14 protein-coding genes are annotated in these 16,186 nt (G+C 73.0%); 9 read left to right on the plus strand and 5 right to left on the minus strand.

Annotation, left to right across the window (positions count from 1 at the left end; translation table 11 throughout):
• Positions 1-25: 25 nt before the first annotated feature.
• Complete coding sequence (locus OHA91_RS33985; RefSeq protein ID WP_051893726.1) at positions 26-877, minus strand: YhjD/YihY/BrkB family envelope integrity protein; 852 nt, start codon at positions 875-877, stop codon at positions 26-28.
• Positions 878-1,434: 557 nt separating this feature from the next.
• On the opposite strand from OHA91_RS33985, the gene OHA91_RS33990 reads away from it, so the two are divergent.
• Positions 1,435-1,980: a flavoprotein gene (locus tag OHA91_RS33990; RefSeq protein ID WP_328740625.1), complete on the plus strand. Its 546-nt coding sequence runs from the start codon at positions 1,435-1,437 to the stop codon at positions 1,978-1,980.
• 940 nt (positions 1,981-2,920) lie between these two features.
• On the opposite strand, the gene OHA91_RS33995 is transcribed toward OHA91_RS33990, so the two are convergent.
• Entirely contained in the window at positions 2,921-3,109 is a 189-nt protein-coding gene (locus OHA91_RS33995; protein ID WP_031157089.1) for a DUF6381 family protein, read from the minus strand.
• A gap of 239 nt (positions 3,110-3,348) precedes the next feature.
• On the opposite strand from OHA91_RS33995, the gene OHA91_RS34000 reads away from it, so the two are divergent.
• The 3 genes from OHA91_RS34000 (at position 3,349) to OHA91_RS34010 (ending at position 6,118) form a co-directional block, all read left to right on the plus strand.
• Positions 3,349-3,816, plus strand: coding sequence for a hypothetical protein (locus tag OHA91_RS34000; RefSeq protein ID WP_031157091.1), 468 nt, complete (start codon positions 3,349-3,351; stop codon positions 3,814-3,816).
• A gap of 161 nt (positions 3,817-3,977) precedes the next feature.
• Positions 3,978-4,889, plus strand: a complete 912-nt coding sequence (locus tag OHA91_RS34005) for a hypothetical protein (protein WP_266504065.1) — start codon at positions 3,978-3,980, stop codon at positions 4,887-4,889.
• Positions 4,886-6,118, plus strand: a complete 1,233-nt coding sequence (locus OHA91_RS34010) for a hypothetical protein (protein WP_031157095.1) — start codon at positions 4,886-4,888, stop codon at positions 6,116-6,118. Before OHA91_RS34005 ends, OHA91_RS34010 begins: the two co-directional genes overlap by 4 nt.
• A 397-nt stretch (positions 6,119-6,515) precedes the next feature.
• Here the strand turns inward: OHA91_RS34010 and OHA91_RS34015 are convergent, their stop codons facing one another.
• Complete coding sequence (locus OHA91_RS34015) at positions 6,516-7,052, minus strand: hypothetical protein (RefSeq protein WP_158714887.1); 537 nt, start codon at positions 7,050-7,052, stop codon at positions 6,516-6,518.
• A 448-nt stretch (positions 7,053-7,500) separates the two neighbouring features.
• A complete protein-coding gene (paaK, locus tag OHA91_RS34020; RefSeq protein ID WP_031157099.1) occupies positions 7,501-8,805 on the minus strand; it encodes a phenylacetate--CoA ligase PaaK in 1,305 nt (434 codons plus the stop codon).
• A 116-nt stretch (positions 8,806-8,921) separates the two neighbouring features.
• On the opposite strand from paaK, the gene OHA91_RS34025 reads away from it, so the two are divergent.
• A complete protein-coding gene (locus tag OHA91_RS34025) occupies positions 8,922-9,770 on the plus strand; it encodes an alpha/beta fold hydrolase (protein WP_328740626.1) in 849 nt (282 codons plus the stop codon).
• Positions 9,771-9,838: 68 nt separating this feature from the next.
• On the opposite strand, the gene OHA91_RS34030 is transcribed toward OHA91_RS34025, so the two are convergent.
• Positions 9,839-11,491 carry an acyl-CoA synthetase gene (locus tag OHA91_RS34030; RefSeq protein ID WP_328740627.1) on the minus strand — a complete coding sequence of 551 codons (1,653 nt, stop codon included), beginning with the start codon at positions 11,489-11,491 and terminating at the stop codon, positions 9,839-9,841.
• A gap of 187 nt (positions 11,492-11,678) precedes the next feature.
• On the opposite strand from OHA91_RS34030, the gene OHA91_RS34035 reads away from it, so the two are divergent.
• The 4 genes from OHA91_RS34035 (at position 11,679) to OHA91_RS34050 (ending at position 16,078) form a co-directional block, all read left to right on the plus strand.
• Positions 11,679-12,479 (plus strand): crotonase/enoyl-CoA hydratase family protein, encoded by an 801-nt coding sequence (locus OHA91_RS34035; RefSeq protein WP_266504079.1) that lies wholly within the window; start codon positions 11,679-11,681, stop codon positions 12,477-12,479.
• Positions 12,480-12,816: 337 nt separating this feature from the next.
• Positions 12,817-13,797, plus strand: coding sequence for a Zn-ribbon domain-containing OB-fold protein (locus OHA91_RS34040; protein ID WP_031157108.1), 981 nt, complete (start codon positions 12,817-12,819; stop codon positions 13,795-13,797).
• Complete coding sequence (locus tag OHA91_RS34045; protein ID WP_031157110.1) at positions 13,797-14,870, plus strand: thiolase domain-containing protein; 1,074 nt, start codon at positions 13,797-13,799, stop codon at positions 14,868-14,870. The genes OHA91_RS34040 and OHA91_RS34045 overlap by 1 nt, the downstream gene beginning before the upstream one ends.
• Positions 14,867-16,078 carry a thiolase domain-containing protein gene (locus OHA91_RS34050; protein WP_328740628.1) on the plus strand — a complete coding sequence of 404 codons (1,212 nt, stop codon included), beginning with the start codon at positions 14,867-14,869 and terminating at the stop codon, positions 16,076-16,078. The genes OHA91_RS34045 and OHA91_RS34050 overlap by 4 nt, the downstream gene beginning before the upstream one ends.
• Positions 16,079-16,186 lie beyond the last annotated feature (108 nt).

Consider the following 16,186-nt stretch of genomic DNA (forward strand, 5'->3'; position numbering starts at 1 on the left):
GTCAGTCAGTCCGTCGGCCGGCCGGTCAGTCCGGTTCCGGGCGGTGCCGGGCGTCGTCCCAGGGGAGGAGGCCGCTGCGGCGCAGCCGCCGCAGGGTGAGGTGCTCGTGCACGAGGCGGCCGACGAGCGCGCCGCCGTAGACCACGAAGCCGACGCCGACGAGCCAGGACTGGACGACCAGCAGCGTCCCGAAGGGGCCGTAGGTCACGGCGTTGGACGCGATGAGCGGGGAGAACACCAGCTGCGAGAAGACCCGCAGCCCCAGCAGCCCGAGGCTGGTCGCCACCGCTCCCGGTACCAGGGCCCGCCAGCGGACCCGGCCGCCGAGCAGCAGACGCTGCGAGGCGACGAAGAACAGGCAGGTGCCGAAGAGGTCGCCGGCGGTGCCGAGGACCGTGCCGAAGGCGTCGTCCGACGGCGCGGGGATCACCACGAGCAGCGCGAGGTAGCAGACCAGCATGGCGAGCCAGACCACGTGCCGCCACATGGTGTGCCAGCGGGCGGTCGGCAGGTCCCACACCTTCTCGTAGCCGGTCTGCACGGCCGAGCCGAAGGTCAGTCCGAACACGGCCAGCGCGGCCAGCCCGAAGGCGGTGGTCCGCTCCAGGGCCGTGTCCGCCGCCCCGAAGACCATCTCGATCCTCGTCCGCGAGGACGCCGTCACCCCGAGGGCCTGGCCGAGCCAGCGGCCGAATCCCGAGCCGCTTCCGGGCGCCGCGGCGGCCACGACCACCAGCAGCGGCACCAGGGTGAGGAATCCGAGGGCCGCGAAGCCCATCGCCCGGTGCATCAGCTCCATCTCCCGGCCACGGCTCCAGGCCAGCCCGGCGTAGGAGCCCTGGAGCCGGTCGTGGAGCCGCCGGAGGGTCGAGGTCACGCCTCATGCACTACCCGGACGGGCCCGCCGGCTCCCGGGAGCCGGACCGAAATGGGCCCGAAGGGGTGGTTTCGGCCGCCTGCTTCGGAGGTCAGTGGCGGGCCCGGCCGGCAGGCACCGTGTCCTTGGCCACCAGCGTGTCTGCGGCCCAGCAGAGCCGGTAGAGGTCGACCGGGCCCAGCAGATCGCCGCCGGAGCGGTAGAACGCGCAGTCGGTACCGGGCGGCCGGGCCGCGGACCGGGCGTGGTCCGGCGGGTACGGGTAGGCGCGGGCCGGCAGCAGGCGGGCGAGCTCGGCGCGCGGCCGCCGAGCGGCGGCGGGCGGTGCGCCGGACGGCGGCGAGCCGCCGGGCGGACTCCAGTGGAGTACCGGTGCCTCTTCCTGCTCCCGCTCCGGTGACCGCGCCCGGTCCCGGTTACGGCCGCCCGCAGGTCCGGGCCGGGGCAGTTGGGCGCGCGCAACAGGGTGGAGGCGGCCATCGCCGCGTGCGAGGCGGGCCTGGTCCCGCAGGGCCCCCGCTGACGCGCTGCCCCCGCCGTCTGGTCAACTGTGGCGCATGACGCGCACCCTGTACCTCCTCAGTTCGGCCGCCCCACCGGTCTTCGACGTCGCCCGCGTGATCGAGGACGCGCAGGCCCGCGGCTGGGACGTGTGCCTCGGCCTGACCCCGACAGCGGCCCACTGGCTCGCGGAAGGCACCGACGGCCTGGCCGCGCTCACCGGCCACCCGGTCCGCAGCCGGTACAAGCAGCCGGCCGACCCGGACGTCTGGCCCGTGGCGGACGCGATCCTCGTCGCTCCGGCCACGTTCAACACGGTCAACGCATGGGCGCTCGGACTCACCGACCGGTTCGTCGTCGGCGTGGCGGCCGAGGCCATCGGAAAGGGCACCCCGCTGGCCGTCATGCCGTGCGTGAACGCGGCGTTCGTACGGCACCCGCAGTTCGAGCAGAGCATCGCCGTCCTCCGCAGCGCGGGCGTGCGGGTGTTGTACGGCGAAGACGGCTTCACCCCCGACCCGCCGGGCCAGGGCGGCATGGAACCGTACCCGTGGACCCGTGCCCTGGACGCCGTGGACGACCTGGCCCGAGCGGACTTCTAGGGCTTTGGCGGGGCCAGGGTGCAGCCCTTCCCACCGCCGCACGTACCGGCGAGCGAACTCCGGCCAGGCCGTCAGGACGGCTGGCTCGGCTGGTTCCGCAGCTGAAAAAGGTGCATCACCCCCGGGGGAGAGTCCTTCAGCATGTCCGCAGCCCCGGCCGGTCCGCCGGCCACCCCGACCCCGTACGCTCCGCGCGGCGTGGAAGACGTGCACCTGCGGGTACCCGTAGGGCTGGCGACTGTACTGACCGTGCTGCTCTCGCTGTCCGTCGGACTTTCTTGAAGGCGTCGGGGGCCCCGTACTCCTCGACCATGGCACGGGACTACGGTGAGCGGAACGGTGCGCAGCGGGCCGAAGCCTTGACTGCCGGCGAGCAGGCGGCTCTCTCGGCCCAGGCCACCGCGATGGAGGGCGACCTTTCCGCGGTTCCACGGCTGACGGCGGAGGCTGAGGGAAGATCCGCTCCTGTGAGCTGGGCGCGCTAGCGGGGGCGATGGCCACCGCCCTGTGCGAGGACGGGAGGGCTGCGGCGAACGGATGCTGTCCTTCCCGTCCTGGCTCAACCCGCACTTCCTGGCCGTCTTCGGCCCGCTGGTTGCGGAAGCCATCCGCACCCTCCTCCAGGCCGGATGTCCGCAGACCATGTCTTCAAAGCGGTCCAGGAGCGCGGAGGCATCGCGAACCCCATGCGTTCGCGTGCGCGCTCGGTACGCTGGACCGCTCCGTCGCGTTCGGCACGGCGTTGGTGCAGCAGGGCCGTCCCGGCGCTGGACCCGGACATCAGCCGGAGCACGGCCCCGGCCTCCACATCAGCCGTGCGTTACTCACGTTCGCGTTCCAGGTAGCGAACCTGGTGTCGCCGGACGAAGAAACGCAGCGAGGAGCGGGCCCAGCTCGTCGCCCGCAGGGAGTCGGGACCGGCGGGCTGCCCGGCGCCGGGCTACATGGGGTCCATGCTTCCGGCGCCCGGGCCGTACATTTGCTCGCTCTTCTCGCGGATGTGCAGCGCCTTTTCCGTCAGCCGCTGCCGTTCTGCGGGATCGGTGGCGTGCTGGGCAGACTGCTCCAGCTGCTGCGCCTTGTCGCGCATCTCCTGAGCTCGCTTGGCAGACGGGTCCTCGATACTCACTTCGACCTCCTCGGTCGGGCTGGTGGGATCCCCCTACCCCAGCATGCGAAGGGCATTCACCGCAGCGCCGTGCGACACGCGGCTCCCGCGACCTCGATGCGGGCGTTTCCCTGACGGCGCGGGCCCGGCCGGTTACGGTGCGTATGTCGACGTACGAGGGGGCCGGGGACGCGTCCCGGGCGCCGGGCGGCAGCGAGCCCCGGTGACCAGGCCCGGTCACGGGGCAGGAGGGCCACGCCATGCTGACCGAAGAACTGCTGACGCTCGCCGCCGCGGCGGGCGCCGCGGTGGCGACCGCCGCGGGCACCGACGCCTGGGAGGGGCTGCGCGCCCGCCTCGGCGGCTGGTTCGGCCGGGGCGACGCCCGGCTCGAGGAGAGCGTGCTCGCCGAGCTGGACAGCAGCGCCGACCGGCTGCTGGACGCCGGTACGCCGAACGGCGCCGAGCTGGAACGGTACGGTGCGGCCTGGCGGGACCGGGTGGCCGCCGCTCTGGAGCAGCTGGACGGACCCGACCGCGAGGACGCCGCCCGTGAGCTGCGCCGGCTGGTGACCGGGGAGACGGCGCCCGCACCGGCCCCCGGCGGTGCCCAGAACGTCCGGGGCGACATCCGCGTCCACGCCGAGCAGGGCTCGCTCGCCGCGGCCCTGATCAACGGGAACGTCACCTTCAGCCCCCCTCCCCCGCCGGTCCGGCCCGAGGGCTGACCGGACCGGCCTCCGGCGGCACCCCCGCCGGCGATGCCCCTGACGCACGCGACACCCCCGACACCCCCGGCACTTCCCGCTCTTCCCGCTCTTCCGTCGTCTCCGGAGGCGCGGGCCGGACACCCGGCAGCGCGCACGCCTCCGGCGACGGAGTGCTCGCGGTGGGCTCGGCGCACAACGTCTTCTACCACGGCCCCGATCGCAGAGCCCGTGCCGTCGGTCCGCTCGCCGCCGTGCTCTGCCTGCTGCTGGCCACCGGTGCTGCCGTCGGCGGAACTCTGTGGTGGCAGAGCCGTGACGCGGACGGCGGCGCCGACCGGGCCCGGCCCCCGGCGGGCACCCGGCCCCGTCCCGCCCCGTCCGGTAGTCCGCCCGTGCTGGTCGCCTCCGTCACCGGGCCGGTGAGCGACCTGCCCGGACGGGACTTCGCGCTGCCGGACGCCCTGCGCATGAGCGAGGCCGAGCTGGCGCGCTTCGGCTCCGAGATCGTGCCCGACTCGGCGGCGTTCGCCTCCTGGTACGAGCGGCACGGCGCGGTGGTGACCGAGTCCGGCACGATCACCGTGGCGCTGCGCGGCAACGCGGCGGAGGAGGTCCAGGTCACCGACATCAACGTGCACAAGAAGTGCGGACCGCCCCTGGACGGCACGCATTTCGAGGGGCACTCACAGGGCGGCGGCGACACGGTGGCGGTCGGTTTCGACCTGGACGCGGCCGACCCGTATCCGCAGCTGCGGGCCCGCACCGGCGCGGGCCTGAAGTGGACGGAGCGCCACTACTTCGACGAGCAGACCCTCACCCTCAAGCCGGGCGAACGGGAGACCCTCAGCGTCGGTGTCATCAGCGCCCGCCACCGCTGCTCGTTCACCCTGGAACTGGTGGTGGCCACCCGGGACGGGGTTCTCACCCAGCAGATCGACCGGCAGGGCAAGCCCTTCGAGCTCACGGCCCGCGCCCCGGCCGCCCAGGGCAGCCGCCCGCCCGCCGGATACCGCGCGGCCTACGCGCAGGACCGCGACGGCTGGCACCCCGCCGACCCGGCCGCCGCAGCCGCAAAGGGGGCGGGCCGATGACCGGGGCGCGCGGGATCACGGTGGGCCGGCTCGCCGCCCTCGTGGTGGTCGTCCTGGCCGTCGCCATCGCCGCCACCCTGCTGATCACCCGTGCCACGGACGGGAGTGGCACAAGCGGCAGAGGCGGGGAAGACAAGGCAGCCACGCCCGGACCCGCGGGCGGGACACCGTACGCGTACACCACCGAGCAGGAACTGGTCCTCGTGCGCGGTGACCGGCCGCCGACCCGTGTTCCGCGCGTCTTCGACCTTGCAGACCCGCATCGGAACACGGTGGTGTGGACCCACGACGGGCACCGGGTGGCGTTCTTCTCCGACGACGAGCTGCTCGACCGGCGCGAGGACACCCGGCTGATCACCGTCGACGCCCGCACCGGTGAGGTGCACAGGCTGCCCTGTCCCGGCTGCCACGACCTCGCCCCGGTCGGCGACCACGACGTCATGGTGCTGTCCTACGAACCCGGCCCCACCAGCGCGTTCCGCATCGACCTGGACAGGCCCACCGCCCCTCGGACGGAGCTCGACAACGGCAGCTACTGGCAGCCGCAGCTCCTCGGCGCCACCCCCACCCACGTGCTCACCGGGCAGTACGAGATGTCCGGCGGCGACCCCGGTATGGAGCTGCGCCTGAACGACTTGAAGACCGCCGGGATCACCGTCTACCCGCGCTTCGAATCCAACGCCTACATGCCGGCCGCGCTCGCCGCCGTCGGGGGCGGCCAGCGGATCGCGGTGGCGGCCCGCCACAACCCCGGCGGCTGCGCCGCGCCCTTCCCGATCCACGTCCTCGGGCCGAAGGGCGAGGTCGGCGGCAGCGACCAGTCGGCCGCTCTGCCGCCCGGCTACATCGCCGGCGTCACTGGCGGGATCGACGTGAGCGACCTGTGGTGGGGACCCGACCAGCACCTGTACGCCACCATCTCCGCCTGGACGTGTGACAAGAGCCAGGGTGCGCGGGACGGCAAGAAGCGGCCGCACCGCCCGGCCACACTGTTCCGGCTGGACGGTGACCGGTGGGTGAGCGCGGGCGACCAACCGGCGACCGTCGTCCGCCCGCTGGACCGAGACACCAGGATGGTGCTGGTCATCCCCGACTGCAACGGCCCCGTGGAACGGGCCGACGGCATCACCTACTGCAACACCGGTTCCCTGTACCGCGAGGAGGCCGGGAAGCGGACGAAGGTCGCGGACGATGTGCTGTCGCTCTCCGCCCCGGCCACTGCTTCCTGACCGCGCACCAACCAGACTCGGATGCAAGGGCGTTGGCCGTCGCCAGCTCGCGAACCGTAAGGCGGACCGTGGCGGTGGCGTCGCGCTGCGGATAAGACGCTGTTCGCCGCGAAAGGGAGATCGCTGTCGGGAACCTGCCGAACCCGCACCGCCGCAAGCTCCCCAGCCCTCATTCAGCCAGCGAACTCCCCGATATGCAAAGCGACAAGAGCGGCCAGCACAGCACTACGAGGCCGTCTCTTCCGGTCTTGCCGCGCCGGCGCCGCCCGCCACCGCACGTTGCCGCGTTGTCGGAGCACCGCAGTACGTCCGTTGTCTCCCCAGGCCCTGCGGGCCTGGGGAGACCCCGTGGCACCGGACGACCCGGGCTCGTCCGACAGGACCCGGAAGAGACGGCCTAGTAGCAGTCCATGCGTGAACCGTCGGGTTCCGCCTCGGCGGACCACGTGTACCAGGTCCGGGCGTCCACGCCGAGCAGCTCCGCCGGGTGCGGTTCCGTCCCGGAGAACTCGCGGAGCTCCTCGGGTGAGGTGAAGGAGAGGGTGATGCTCGGTCGGTCGGCGGATTCGAAGCAGAAGACGGCGAACCCGCGGTCGAGCCCGATGTCCAGGCCGTCCACCGGACGCCATCCCGCCGCCGACGCCTCCCGGCCGTAGTACTCCAGCACGTCCTTCCTGGTCCCGCCGTACGCGTAGAACCGCTCCGCGGTGAGCCAGGCGCCCGCCGTGTCGTCGACGCAGTGGGCGCCGGACGATGGAACGCCGTCGACGACCACGGCCCCCTTCGGATGCAGTTCCAGCACGGGCAGCTGGTCGAGCGCGGCCACGGCTGCCTCGGTTCCCCCGCAGGTCTCGAAGTGGGGAAGGGAACACCCGCTCAGGCTGGTTCCCATGAGCAGAGCCGCCAAGAATGCCCGCACGACAAGCATGTTCATGGCGAGATTATGACCTTGCCCTGAGGTCGTCCCTCCGACGGGTCCGGTCGGACAGGCTTCACCCGGCCGCTGGTTCACCGGTCCGGGCAGGAAGTGCCGGGCCGCGCTCCACCATGCGCCGTCGCCGCCGCGGGCCACCGATCGTCGGTCTGCGGATCGAGCGCCGGCCGCGTATTGCGCGTACTGACGGCGGGCGTCGGTCAGGCTCTCCGATCCGTTCGGCCCGCGGGCGCCGACAACTCGGCTTCGCGGCCGCTGTCCTTGACGACACTGTGGGCGGGCGTGGGATTGCCTTCGTCGCCCATGCCCCGCGTGGTCGGCATCAGGGTCTGCGCAGCAGGCGAGGGCGAGTGGGGCGGTTAGCGCGGGGGTACCGGCGGTGTGGTCTGTGCGCATCGAGCCAGGCCGGCCGGAGCCTGGCGCTCGCGGGGCTGCCGTGGCAGCCCTGTCACCGGTCGGCGGTGCGGAGGTCCACGAGTCTTTTGATCTTGCCGACCGAGCGCTCCAGGGTCTCCGGATCGACCACCTCGACCCGGACGGACACGCCGATCCCCGCCTTGACCGCCTGGACCACACCGGCGGCCGCGGCCTCCCGCAGGGCGGCGTCCGACTCCCGCCGGGCCTCCACCCGGACCGTCAGGGTGTCCATCCGGCCCTCGCGGGCCAGCCGCAGCTGGAAGTGGGGCGCCAGCCCCGGCGTCCGCAGGAGGATCTCCTCGATCTGGGTCGGGTACAAGTTGACCCCGCGCAGGATGATCATGTCGTCGCTGCGGCCCGTGATCTTCTCCATCCGGCGGAAGGCCGGCCGGGCCGTGCCGGGGAGCAGCCGCGTCAGGTCCCGGGTGCGGTAGCGGACGACCGGCATGGCCTCCTTGGTCAGGGAGGTGAACACCAGTTCCCCGAGCTCGCCCTCCGGCAGCACCGCACCCGTCAGGGGGTCCACCACCTCGGGATAGAAGTGGTCCTCCCAGATGTGCAGGCCGTCCTTGGTCTCGACGCACTCCTGCGCCACACCCGGCCCGATGACCTCCGACAGGCCGTAGATGTCCACCGCGTCCATGTCGAGGCGCTCCTCGATCTCCCGCCGCATCTCCTCGGTCCACGGCTCCGCGCCGAAGATTCCCGTCCGCAGCGAGGTGGCGCGCGGATCGATGCCCTGGCGCTCCATCTCGTCCAGCAGGGTCAGCATGTAGGAGGGGGTCACCATGATGACCTCCGGCCGGAAGTCCTCGATGAGCCGGACCTGGCGGTCCGTCATCCCGCCCGACGCGGGCACGACCGTGCAGCCGAGGCGCTCGGCGCCGTAGTGCGCGCCCAGGCCGCCCGTGAACAGGCCGTAGCCGTAGGCGATGTGGACGATCTGTCCGGGCCGGCCGCCGGCCGCGCGTATCGAACGAGCCACGACATCGGACCAGGTGGAGAGGTCCCCGTCGGTGTAGCCGACGACGGTCGGACGCCCGGTGGTGCCGCTGGAGGCATGGATGCGGCGCACCTCTGAACGCGGGACCGCGAACATCCCGAAGGGGTACTGGTCGCGCAGATCGGCCTTGGTGGTGAGGGGGAACAGGGCGAGATCGCCGAGTGAGCGGCAGTCGTCGGGATGCACGCCGGCCTTGTCGAAGGCCTGCCGGTAGAAGGGCACCCGCTCATAGGCGCGGTGCAGGGTCGCCCGCAGCCGCGTGAGCTGGAGGGCGGCCAGCTCGTCGCGGCCCAGCCGCTCGCCTTCGTCGTGGAATCCCGCCTGCACCGCCATGTCGTCACCCCATCGTGAGAAGGCCCAAGAGCCCGACCGATCATTCGGTAGATTGCCAGGACCCCGCAGGTTAAATCAATGACTCGAACGAGTGATCGTCTGATCTGATGGCCTCCATGCCGATCTTCGCCGCGTACGACGGAACCGAACTGGCCTACCGCACCCTGGGTGAAGGGCCGCCGCTGGTGTGCCTCCCGGGCGGCGCCATGCGCGCCTCCCGCTACCTGGGCGACCTCGGCGGACTGGCCACCGGCCGCACTCTGATCCTGCTCGACCTGCGCGGCACAGGCGACTCCGCCGTGCCGGCGGACGAGTCGACGTACCGCGCGGACCACCAGGTCGCCGACGTCGAGGCGCTCCGCGCCCACCTGGGCCTGGAGCGCATGGACGTCCTGGCCCACTCGGCCGCCGGCAACCTCGCCCTGCTGTACGCGGCCGCCCACCCGGAGCGGCTGGGCCGGACCGTCCTGGTCACCCCCACCGCGTGGGCCCTGGACCTGGTGAGCACCGCGCAGGACCGGCTGGCGGCGGCCCGCCTCAGGGCGGGGGCCGAGCTGTACGACACGGCCGCGGAGGCGTACGGCCGCATCCTCGGCGGCGCCGACACGGACGAGGAATGGGACCGTGCGGCGCCCCTCTTCTACGGACGCTGGGACGGTGTCGCGCAGGCGCACTACGCCGCGGGCGAGCACGAGCAGAACGAGAAGGCGGCCGCGGCCTTCGCCGGCCCCGGCGCCTGCGACCCGCCCGCCGTCCGCGCGGCCCTGCGCCGGGTCGCGGGGGAGGTGCTGGTACTGGCGGGCGAACTGGACGGCAACCCGCCGCCCGGCCTCGCCGAGCAGATCGCGGCGGCGTTCCCCGCCGGGATCCTCCACGTCCAGCCCGCCGCCGCGCACTTCCCGTGGCTGGACGACCCCGCCGGCTTCGCGGAGCGCGTCGGGCGCTTCCTGGCCACCGGGGCCTGACCGGGGCAACGGGCCCGGTTCGGCGCCGCGTCACGTGCGACACGGCGCCGAACCGGACCCGCCGGTTCTCAGCGCGCGGTACGGGTGCCCGTGCCGCCGGTGTCCGCCTCCGTCGCGACCGTCTTCGCCCAGCGGTAGTCCGCCTTGCCGCTCGGCGACCGCTGTATGGCAGGCGTGATGACGAGCTGCCGCGGGATCTTGTAGCCCGCGAGCCTGGTGCGGCAGTGGCTCTGGATCTCGTCCAGCGTCGGCGCCTCGGCTCCCGGGCGCACCTGGACCACCGCGGCCACGTGGCTGCCCCAGGTCGGGTCCGAGACCCCGGCCACCAGGGCGTCGTACACGTCGGGGTGCGACTTCAGTGCCTGTTCGACCTCTTCCGGATAGACCTTCTCGCCGCCGGTGTTGATGCACTGCGAGCCGCGGCCCAGCACCGTGACGATGCCCTGCTCGTCGACGGTCGCCATGTCGCCCAGCAGCACCCAGCGCTCCCCGCCCTTCTGGAAGAAGGTGTCGGCGGTCTTCTCCGGGTCGTTGTAGTAGCCGAGCGGCACGTGTCCGCGCTGCGCGAGCCGCCCCGGCTCGCCGACCGCCACCGGCTCGTGCGTCACCGGGTCCACCACCTGCGTACGGTCGTTGACCTCCAGGCGGAAGCCCTTCTCCGGGCCGGAGTCGTCGGTCGCCCGGCCGTTGGATCCGGACTCGGAGGACCCGAAGTTGTTCAGGAGCAGGACGTTCGGCACCAGCCTCTGGAACTCGGCGCGCACCGTCTCGGACATGATCGCCCCGGAGGAGGAGACGCTGAACAGCGACGACAGGTCGGTGCCCTTCAGCGGACCGTTCAGGGCGTCGATGAGCGGCCTGAGCATCGCGTCGCCGACCAGCGACACGCTCGACACCTTCTCCTTCTCGATCGTGCGCAGCACCTCCTCGGGCGCGTACTTGCGGTGGATGACCACCCGCTGGCCGTAGTTGAAGGCGATGAACGAGGTCAGCGTCGACGTCCCGTGCATCAGCGGGGGAGCCGGGAAGAAGGTCAGCCCGGCGCCGCGCGCCGCCACCCGCTCGGCCAGCTCCTCCGGCCGCTTCACCGGCTCGCCCGAGGGCTCGCCGCCGAAGAGACCCGCGAAGAAGAGGTCCTCCGCCCGCCACATCACGCCCTTCGGCATGCCCGTGGTCCCGCCGGTGTAGATGATGAACAGGTCGTCGGCGCTGCGCGGCGGGAACCCGCGCCCGGGCGACCCGGCCGCCTCCGCGTCCGCGTACGCGACCGGGGCGATCGACGGCTCCGGCGCCCCCTCGGGCACCTCGCCGACCCGGATCAGGTGCCGCAGCCTCGGCGTCTGCGGCAGCGCGGCCGCCACCCGCCCGGTGAACTCGCCCTCGAAGACGAGCGCGGCGAGATCGGCGTCGTTGTAGAGGTAGACCAGTTCCTCCTCCACGTACCGGTAGTTGACGTTCACCGGGACCAGCCGGGCCTTCAGGCAGGCCAGGACGGTCTGGAGGTACTCGATCCCGTTGTAGAGGTGCAGCCCCAGGTGCTCACCGGCCGTCAGGCCGCTGTCCAGCAGGTGGTGCGCGATCCGGTTCGCCGCCGCGTCCAGCTCCGCGTAGGTGAGGCGGCGCTCGGCGCCCGTCCCGGGGTGGTCCACGTACACGAGGGCCTCGCGGTCCGGGACCACGTCCACGACCGACTCGAACAGGTCGGCAAGGTTGTACTCCACCGTTCCTCCTGACCCCGTTGTTCCCGATGACTGGCCCCGCGGCCGGCTGCTCCGGCGGTCATTAGAGCGCCGGGGCGGGCAACTGGGAAGGGCGCCGCCCAAGAAATCTGACTGGGTGTCAGAAAACTATTGAACTGCACCCTCCCCTACTGCAACCTGTTCTAGGTCTTGAGACGGGAGGACGGCAATGGGTGGGACGGAACACCTGACCGTGGAACGCCGCGGCGCCACGCTGGTGCTCACCATGAACAGGCCCGAGGCGAAGAACGCGCTCTCGCTGCCGCTGCTGGTGGGGCTGTACGACGGCTGGCTGGAGGCGGACGCCGACCACGAGATCCGCTCCGTGGTCCTGACCGGCGCGGGCGGCGACTTCTGCGCCGGCATGGACCTCAAGGCGCTGGCCGGCAAGGGCATGGCCGGCGACCACTACCGCGACCGCCTCAAGGCCGACCCCGACCTGCACTGGAAGGCGATGCTCCGTCACCACCGGCCGCGCAAGCCGGTGATCGCGGCGGTGGAGGGCTACTGCGTGGCCGGCGGCACCGAGATCCTCCAGGGAACCGACATCCGGGTGGCCGCCGCGGGCGCCACCTTCGGGCTCTTCGAGGTCAAGCGGGGGCTCTTCCCGATCGGCGGCTCCACGGTGCGGCTGCCCCGGCAGATCCCGCGCACGCACGCCCTGGAGATGCTGCTGACCGGACGCCCGTACTCGGCGGACGAGGCGGCGCGGATCGGGCTCGTGGGGCGGGTCGTCCCGGACGGTACGGCGCTCGACGCGGCCCTGGAGATCGCCGAGCAGATCAACGCGTGCGGGCCGCTGGCGGTCGAGGCGGTCAAGGCGTCGGTCTACGAGACCGCCGGGCTGACGGAGCGGGAGGGTCTGGCCTCGGAACTCCTGCGGGGGTGGCCGATCTTCGACACGGCCGATGCGAAGGAGGGGGCGCGCGCCTTCGCGGAGAAGCGGCCCGCGGTGTACCGCCGGGAGTAGCCGCCCCCGGTGCCGCGTCGCGCCCCGCAGGTGTGGGCGGATCCGCCCTCCGGGACGCGGCCCCGGACCCCGCGCCCCGCACGCCGGCGGGGCCGGGTCCCCGGCCAGGGGCGCGAACCGTGTCCCGAACCCGACAGGGGCGAAGGGCCGGGCTCCGCCCGGATCCCGCGCCCGAAGCGGCGGAGAGCCGAGGGCCGGGGCCCCGCCCGGCCCCGGGCCGCGGACGTCCGCGAAGCCCAAAGGTCTCACCAGCAGGGCGGGACCAATCGCCCCGGAGCCGCCGGCCGGGCCGCCGGATCCCGCCCGCACCCGGAATCAATCGCATCGGAGAGCCACCATGACAGCTGCCTCCCCACCGGAGGTGCTCCGCGCGCCTCTCGTCGTCGAGTTCCCCTTCACCCGGTCCCTCGGGCCCGTCCAGAGCGCCTTCCTCACCGGCCTGCGCGAGAGCGTCGTCCTCGGCGTGAAGACCTCCGACGGCAGGGTGGTGGTCCCGCCCGTCGAGTACGACCCCGTCACCTCCGAGGAGATCCGCGACCTCGTCGAGGTCGCCGCCACCGGCACCGTCACCACCTGGGCCTGGAACGACCGGCCCCGCCCGAACCAGCCCCTCGGCACCCCCTTCGCCTGGGCGCTGGTCAAGCTCGACGGCGCGGACACCGCCCTGCTGCACGCCCTCGACGCCCCCGGCCCCGACGCCGTGCGCACCGGCATGCGCGTCCGCGTCCGCTGGGCCGCCGAACGCACCGGCGCCATCACCGACATCGCCTGCTTCGAACCGTACGAGGACGCCCCCGACGCCCCCGCCCCCGCACCCGGAGCCGGACCCGCCCCGCATGACGGCGTCTTCGAGGACGCCGTCACCGGCATCGTGGCCGAGGCCCGCCTGGACTACGTCTACAGCCCCGGCCGCGCCCAGACCGCCTACATCAACGCCCTCTCCGAGCAGCGGACCGTCGGCGAGCGCTGCCCCTCCTGCCACAAGGTGTACGTCCCGCCGCGCGGCGCCTGCCCCACCTGCGGTGTCGCCACCACCGACCAGGTCGAGGTCGGCCCGGCCGGCACCGTCACCACCTTCTGCATCGTCAACATCAAGGCCAAGAACCTCGACATCGAGGTCCCCTACGTCTACGCCCACATCGCCCTCGACGGCGCCGGCCTCGCCCTCCACGGCCGGATCGGCGGCATCCCGTACGACCAGGTCCGCATGGGCCTGCGCGTCGAGCCCGTCTGGACCGAAGGCGGCCGCTACCCCGACCACTACCGCCCCACCGGCGAACCGGACGCGGACTACGACGCGTACAAGGAGCTCATCTGATGACCGGGCCCAGGACGAGCAGGTACGCACGCGACGTGGCCGTCGTCGCCTTCGCGCAGAGCGACCACCTGCGCCGCACCGACGAACTCAGCGAAGTCGAGATGGTCATGCCGGTCCTCCACGAGGTGCTGGCCGCCACCGGACTGAAGGCCGGCGAGATCGGCTTCACCTGCTCCGGCTCCAGCGACTACCTGGCGGGCCGCGCCTTCTCCTTCACGATGACGCTCGACGGGGTCGGCGCCTGGCCGCCGATCTCCGAGTCCCACGTCGAGATGGACGGCGCCTGGGCCCTGTACGAGGCCTGGGTCAAGATCCAGACCGGCGAGGCGGACACCGCGCTCGTCTACTCGTACGGGAAGTCCTCGCCCGGATCCGTACGCGACGTGCTCACCCGCCAGCTCGACCCCTACTACCTCGCCCCGCTCTGGCCCGACTCGGTGGCCCTGGCCGCCCTCCAGGCCCAGGCCCTCATCGACGCGGGCGAGACCGACGAGCCCGCCCTGGCCGCCATCGCGGCGCGCAGCCGGGCCGACGCCGGGACCAACCCGCACGCCCAGCTGCGCGGCGCCGTCCCGCAGGGCGACTACCAGGTCCGGCCCCTGCGGACCGGCGACTGCCCGCCCGTCGGCGACGGCGTGGCCGCCGTCGTCCTGGCCGCCGGCGATCTCGCGCGGCAGCTGTGCGAACGCCCCGCCTGGATCACCGGCATCGATCACCGCATCGAGGCGCACGGCCTGGGCCTGCGCGACCTCACCGACTCCCCGTCCACCCGGACCGCGGCGCAGCACGCCGGATTCTTCGACGCCCCCGTGGACACGGCGGAACTGCACGCGCCGTTCTCCTCCCAGGAGGTGGTCCTCCGCAAGGCCCTCGGGCTCGGCGACACCGTCGCCGTCAACCCGTCCGGCGGGGCGCTCGCCGCCAATCCGATGATGGCCGCCGGCCTGATCCGCATCGGCGAGGCGGCCGCCCGCATCCACCGCGGCGCATCCGACCGGGCCGTCGCCCACGCCACCTCCGGCCCCTGCCTCCAGCAGAACCTGGTCGCCGTCCTGGAAGGGGACCGCGCATGAGCACCTCCGGCACCTCCGGCACCACCGGCGCACCGGGCGCGACCGGCAAGGAACCGGTCGCCGTCGTCGGCATCGGCCAGACCAAGCACGTCGCCGCCCGCCACGACGTCTCCATCGCCGGACTGGTCCGCGAGGCCGCCACCCGCGCCCTCGCCGACGCCGAACTGACCTGGGCGGACATCGACGCGGTCGTCATCGGCAAGGCCCCCGACTTCTTCGAGGGCGTGATGATGCCCGAGCTGTACCTGGCGGACGCGCTCGGAGCCGTCGGCAAGCCGATGCTGCGCGTGCACACGGCCGGCTCGGTCGGCGGGTCCACCGCGCTCGTCGCCGCCAACCTCGTCGCCGCCCGCGTCCACCGCACCGTCCTCACCCTCGCCTTCGAGAAACAGTCCGAATCGAACGCCATGTGGGGGCTCTCGCTCCCCGTCCCCTTCCAGCAGCCCCTGCTCGCCGGCGCCGGAGGCTTCTTCGCCCCGCACGTGCGCGCGTACATGCGGCGCACCGGCGCGCCCGACGGGGTCGGCTCGCTGGTGGCGTACAAGGACCGGCGCAACGCGCTGAAGAACCCGTACGCGCACCTGCACGAGCACGACATCACCCTGGAGAAGGTCCAGGCCTCTCCGATGCTGTGGGACCCGATCCGGTACTCCGAGACCTGCCCGTCCTCCGACGGCGCGTGCGCGATGGTCCTCACCGACCGGGCGGGCGCGGCCCGTTCGCCGAAGCCGCCCGCCTGGGTGCACGGCGGGGCGATGCGCAGCGAGCCGACGCTCTTCGCCGGCAAGGACTTCGTCTCCCCGCAGGCGGGCAAGGACTGCGCGGCCGACGTCTACCGGCAGGCCGGGATCACCGACCCGCGCCGGGAGATCGACGCGGTCGAGATGTACGTGCCGTTCTCCTGGTACGAGCCGATGTGGCTGGAGAACCTGGGCTTCGCCGAGGAGGGCGAGGGCTGGAAGCTCACCGAGGCGGGCGTCACCGAGATCGACGGCGACCTTCCGGTCAACCCGTCCGGCGGCGTGCTGTCCACCAACCCGATCGGCGCGTCCGGCATGATCCGCTTCGCCGAGGCCGCCCTCCAAGTACGCGGCCAGGCCGGGGAGCACCAGGTCCCGGGAGCCCGCCGGGCGCTGGGCCACGCGTACGGCGGCGGCGCGCAGTTCTTCGCGATGTGGCTGGTGGGGGCAGAGGAACCCACCACCTGAACGGAACCGTCCGCCCCGCCCGGGTGCCGGACCGGTCACGAGTGACTCACCGTGGCCTGTGCGGCACCCGCTGCGATGGTTAACCTGGCCCCCGGACGACGTACCGGG

The sequence above is a fragment of the Streptomyces erythrochromogenes genome (assembly GCF_036170895.1).
GTDB lineage: Bacteria > Actinomycetota > Actinomycetes > Streptomycetales > Streptomycetaceae > Streptomyces > Streptomyces erythrochromogenes.

Excerpts from the sequence above, each read along its gene's own strand:
- OHA91_RS33990 (WP_328740625.1), top strand. The coding sequence starts at position 1,435 with ATGACGCGCACCCTGTACCTCCTCAGTTCGGCCGCCCCACCGGTCTTC.
- OHA91_RS34000 (WP_031157091.1), top strand. The coding sequence starts at position 3,349 with ATGCTGACCGAAGAACTGCTGACGCTCGCCGCCGCGGCGGGCGCCGCG.
- OHA91_RS34010 (WP_031157095.1), top strand. The coding sequence starts at position 4,886 with ATGACCGGGGCGCGCGGGATCACGGTGGGCCGGCTCGCCGCCCTCGTG.
- OHA91_RS34015 (WP_158714887.1), bottom strand. The coding sequence starts at position 7,052 with ATGAACATGCTTGTCGTGCGGGCATTCTTGGCGGCTCTGCTCATGGGA.
- paaK (WP_031157099.1), bottom strand. The coding sequence starts at position 8,805 with ATGGCGGTGCAGGCGGGATTCCACGACGAAGGCGAGCGGCTGGGCCGC.
- OHA91_RS34025 (WP_328740626.1), top strand. The coding sequence starts at position 8,922 with ATGCCGATCTTCGCCGCGTACGACGGAACCGAACTGGCCTACCGCACC.
- OHA91_RS34035 (WP_266504079.1), top strand. The coding sequence starts at position 11,679 with ATGGGTGGGACGGAACACCTGACCGTGGAACGCCGCGGCGCCACGCTG.
- OHA91_RS34040 (WP_031157108.1), top strand. The coding sequence starts at position 12,817 with ATGACAGCTGCCTCCCCACCGGAGGTGCTCCGCGCGCCTCTCGTCGTC.
- OHA91_RS34045 (WP_031157110.1), top strand. The coding sequence starts at position 13,797 with ATGACCGGGCCCAGGACGAGCAGGTACGCACGCGACGTGGCCGTCGTC.
- OHA91_RS34050 (WP_328740628.1), top strand. The coding sequence starts at position 14,867 with ATGAGCACCTCCGGCACCTCCGGCACCACCGGCGCACCGGGCGCGACC.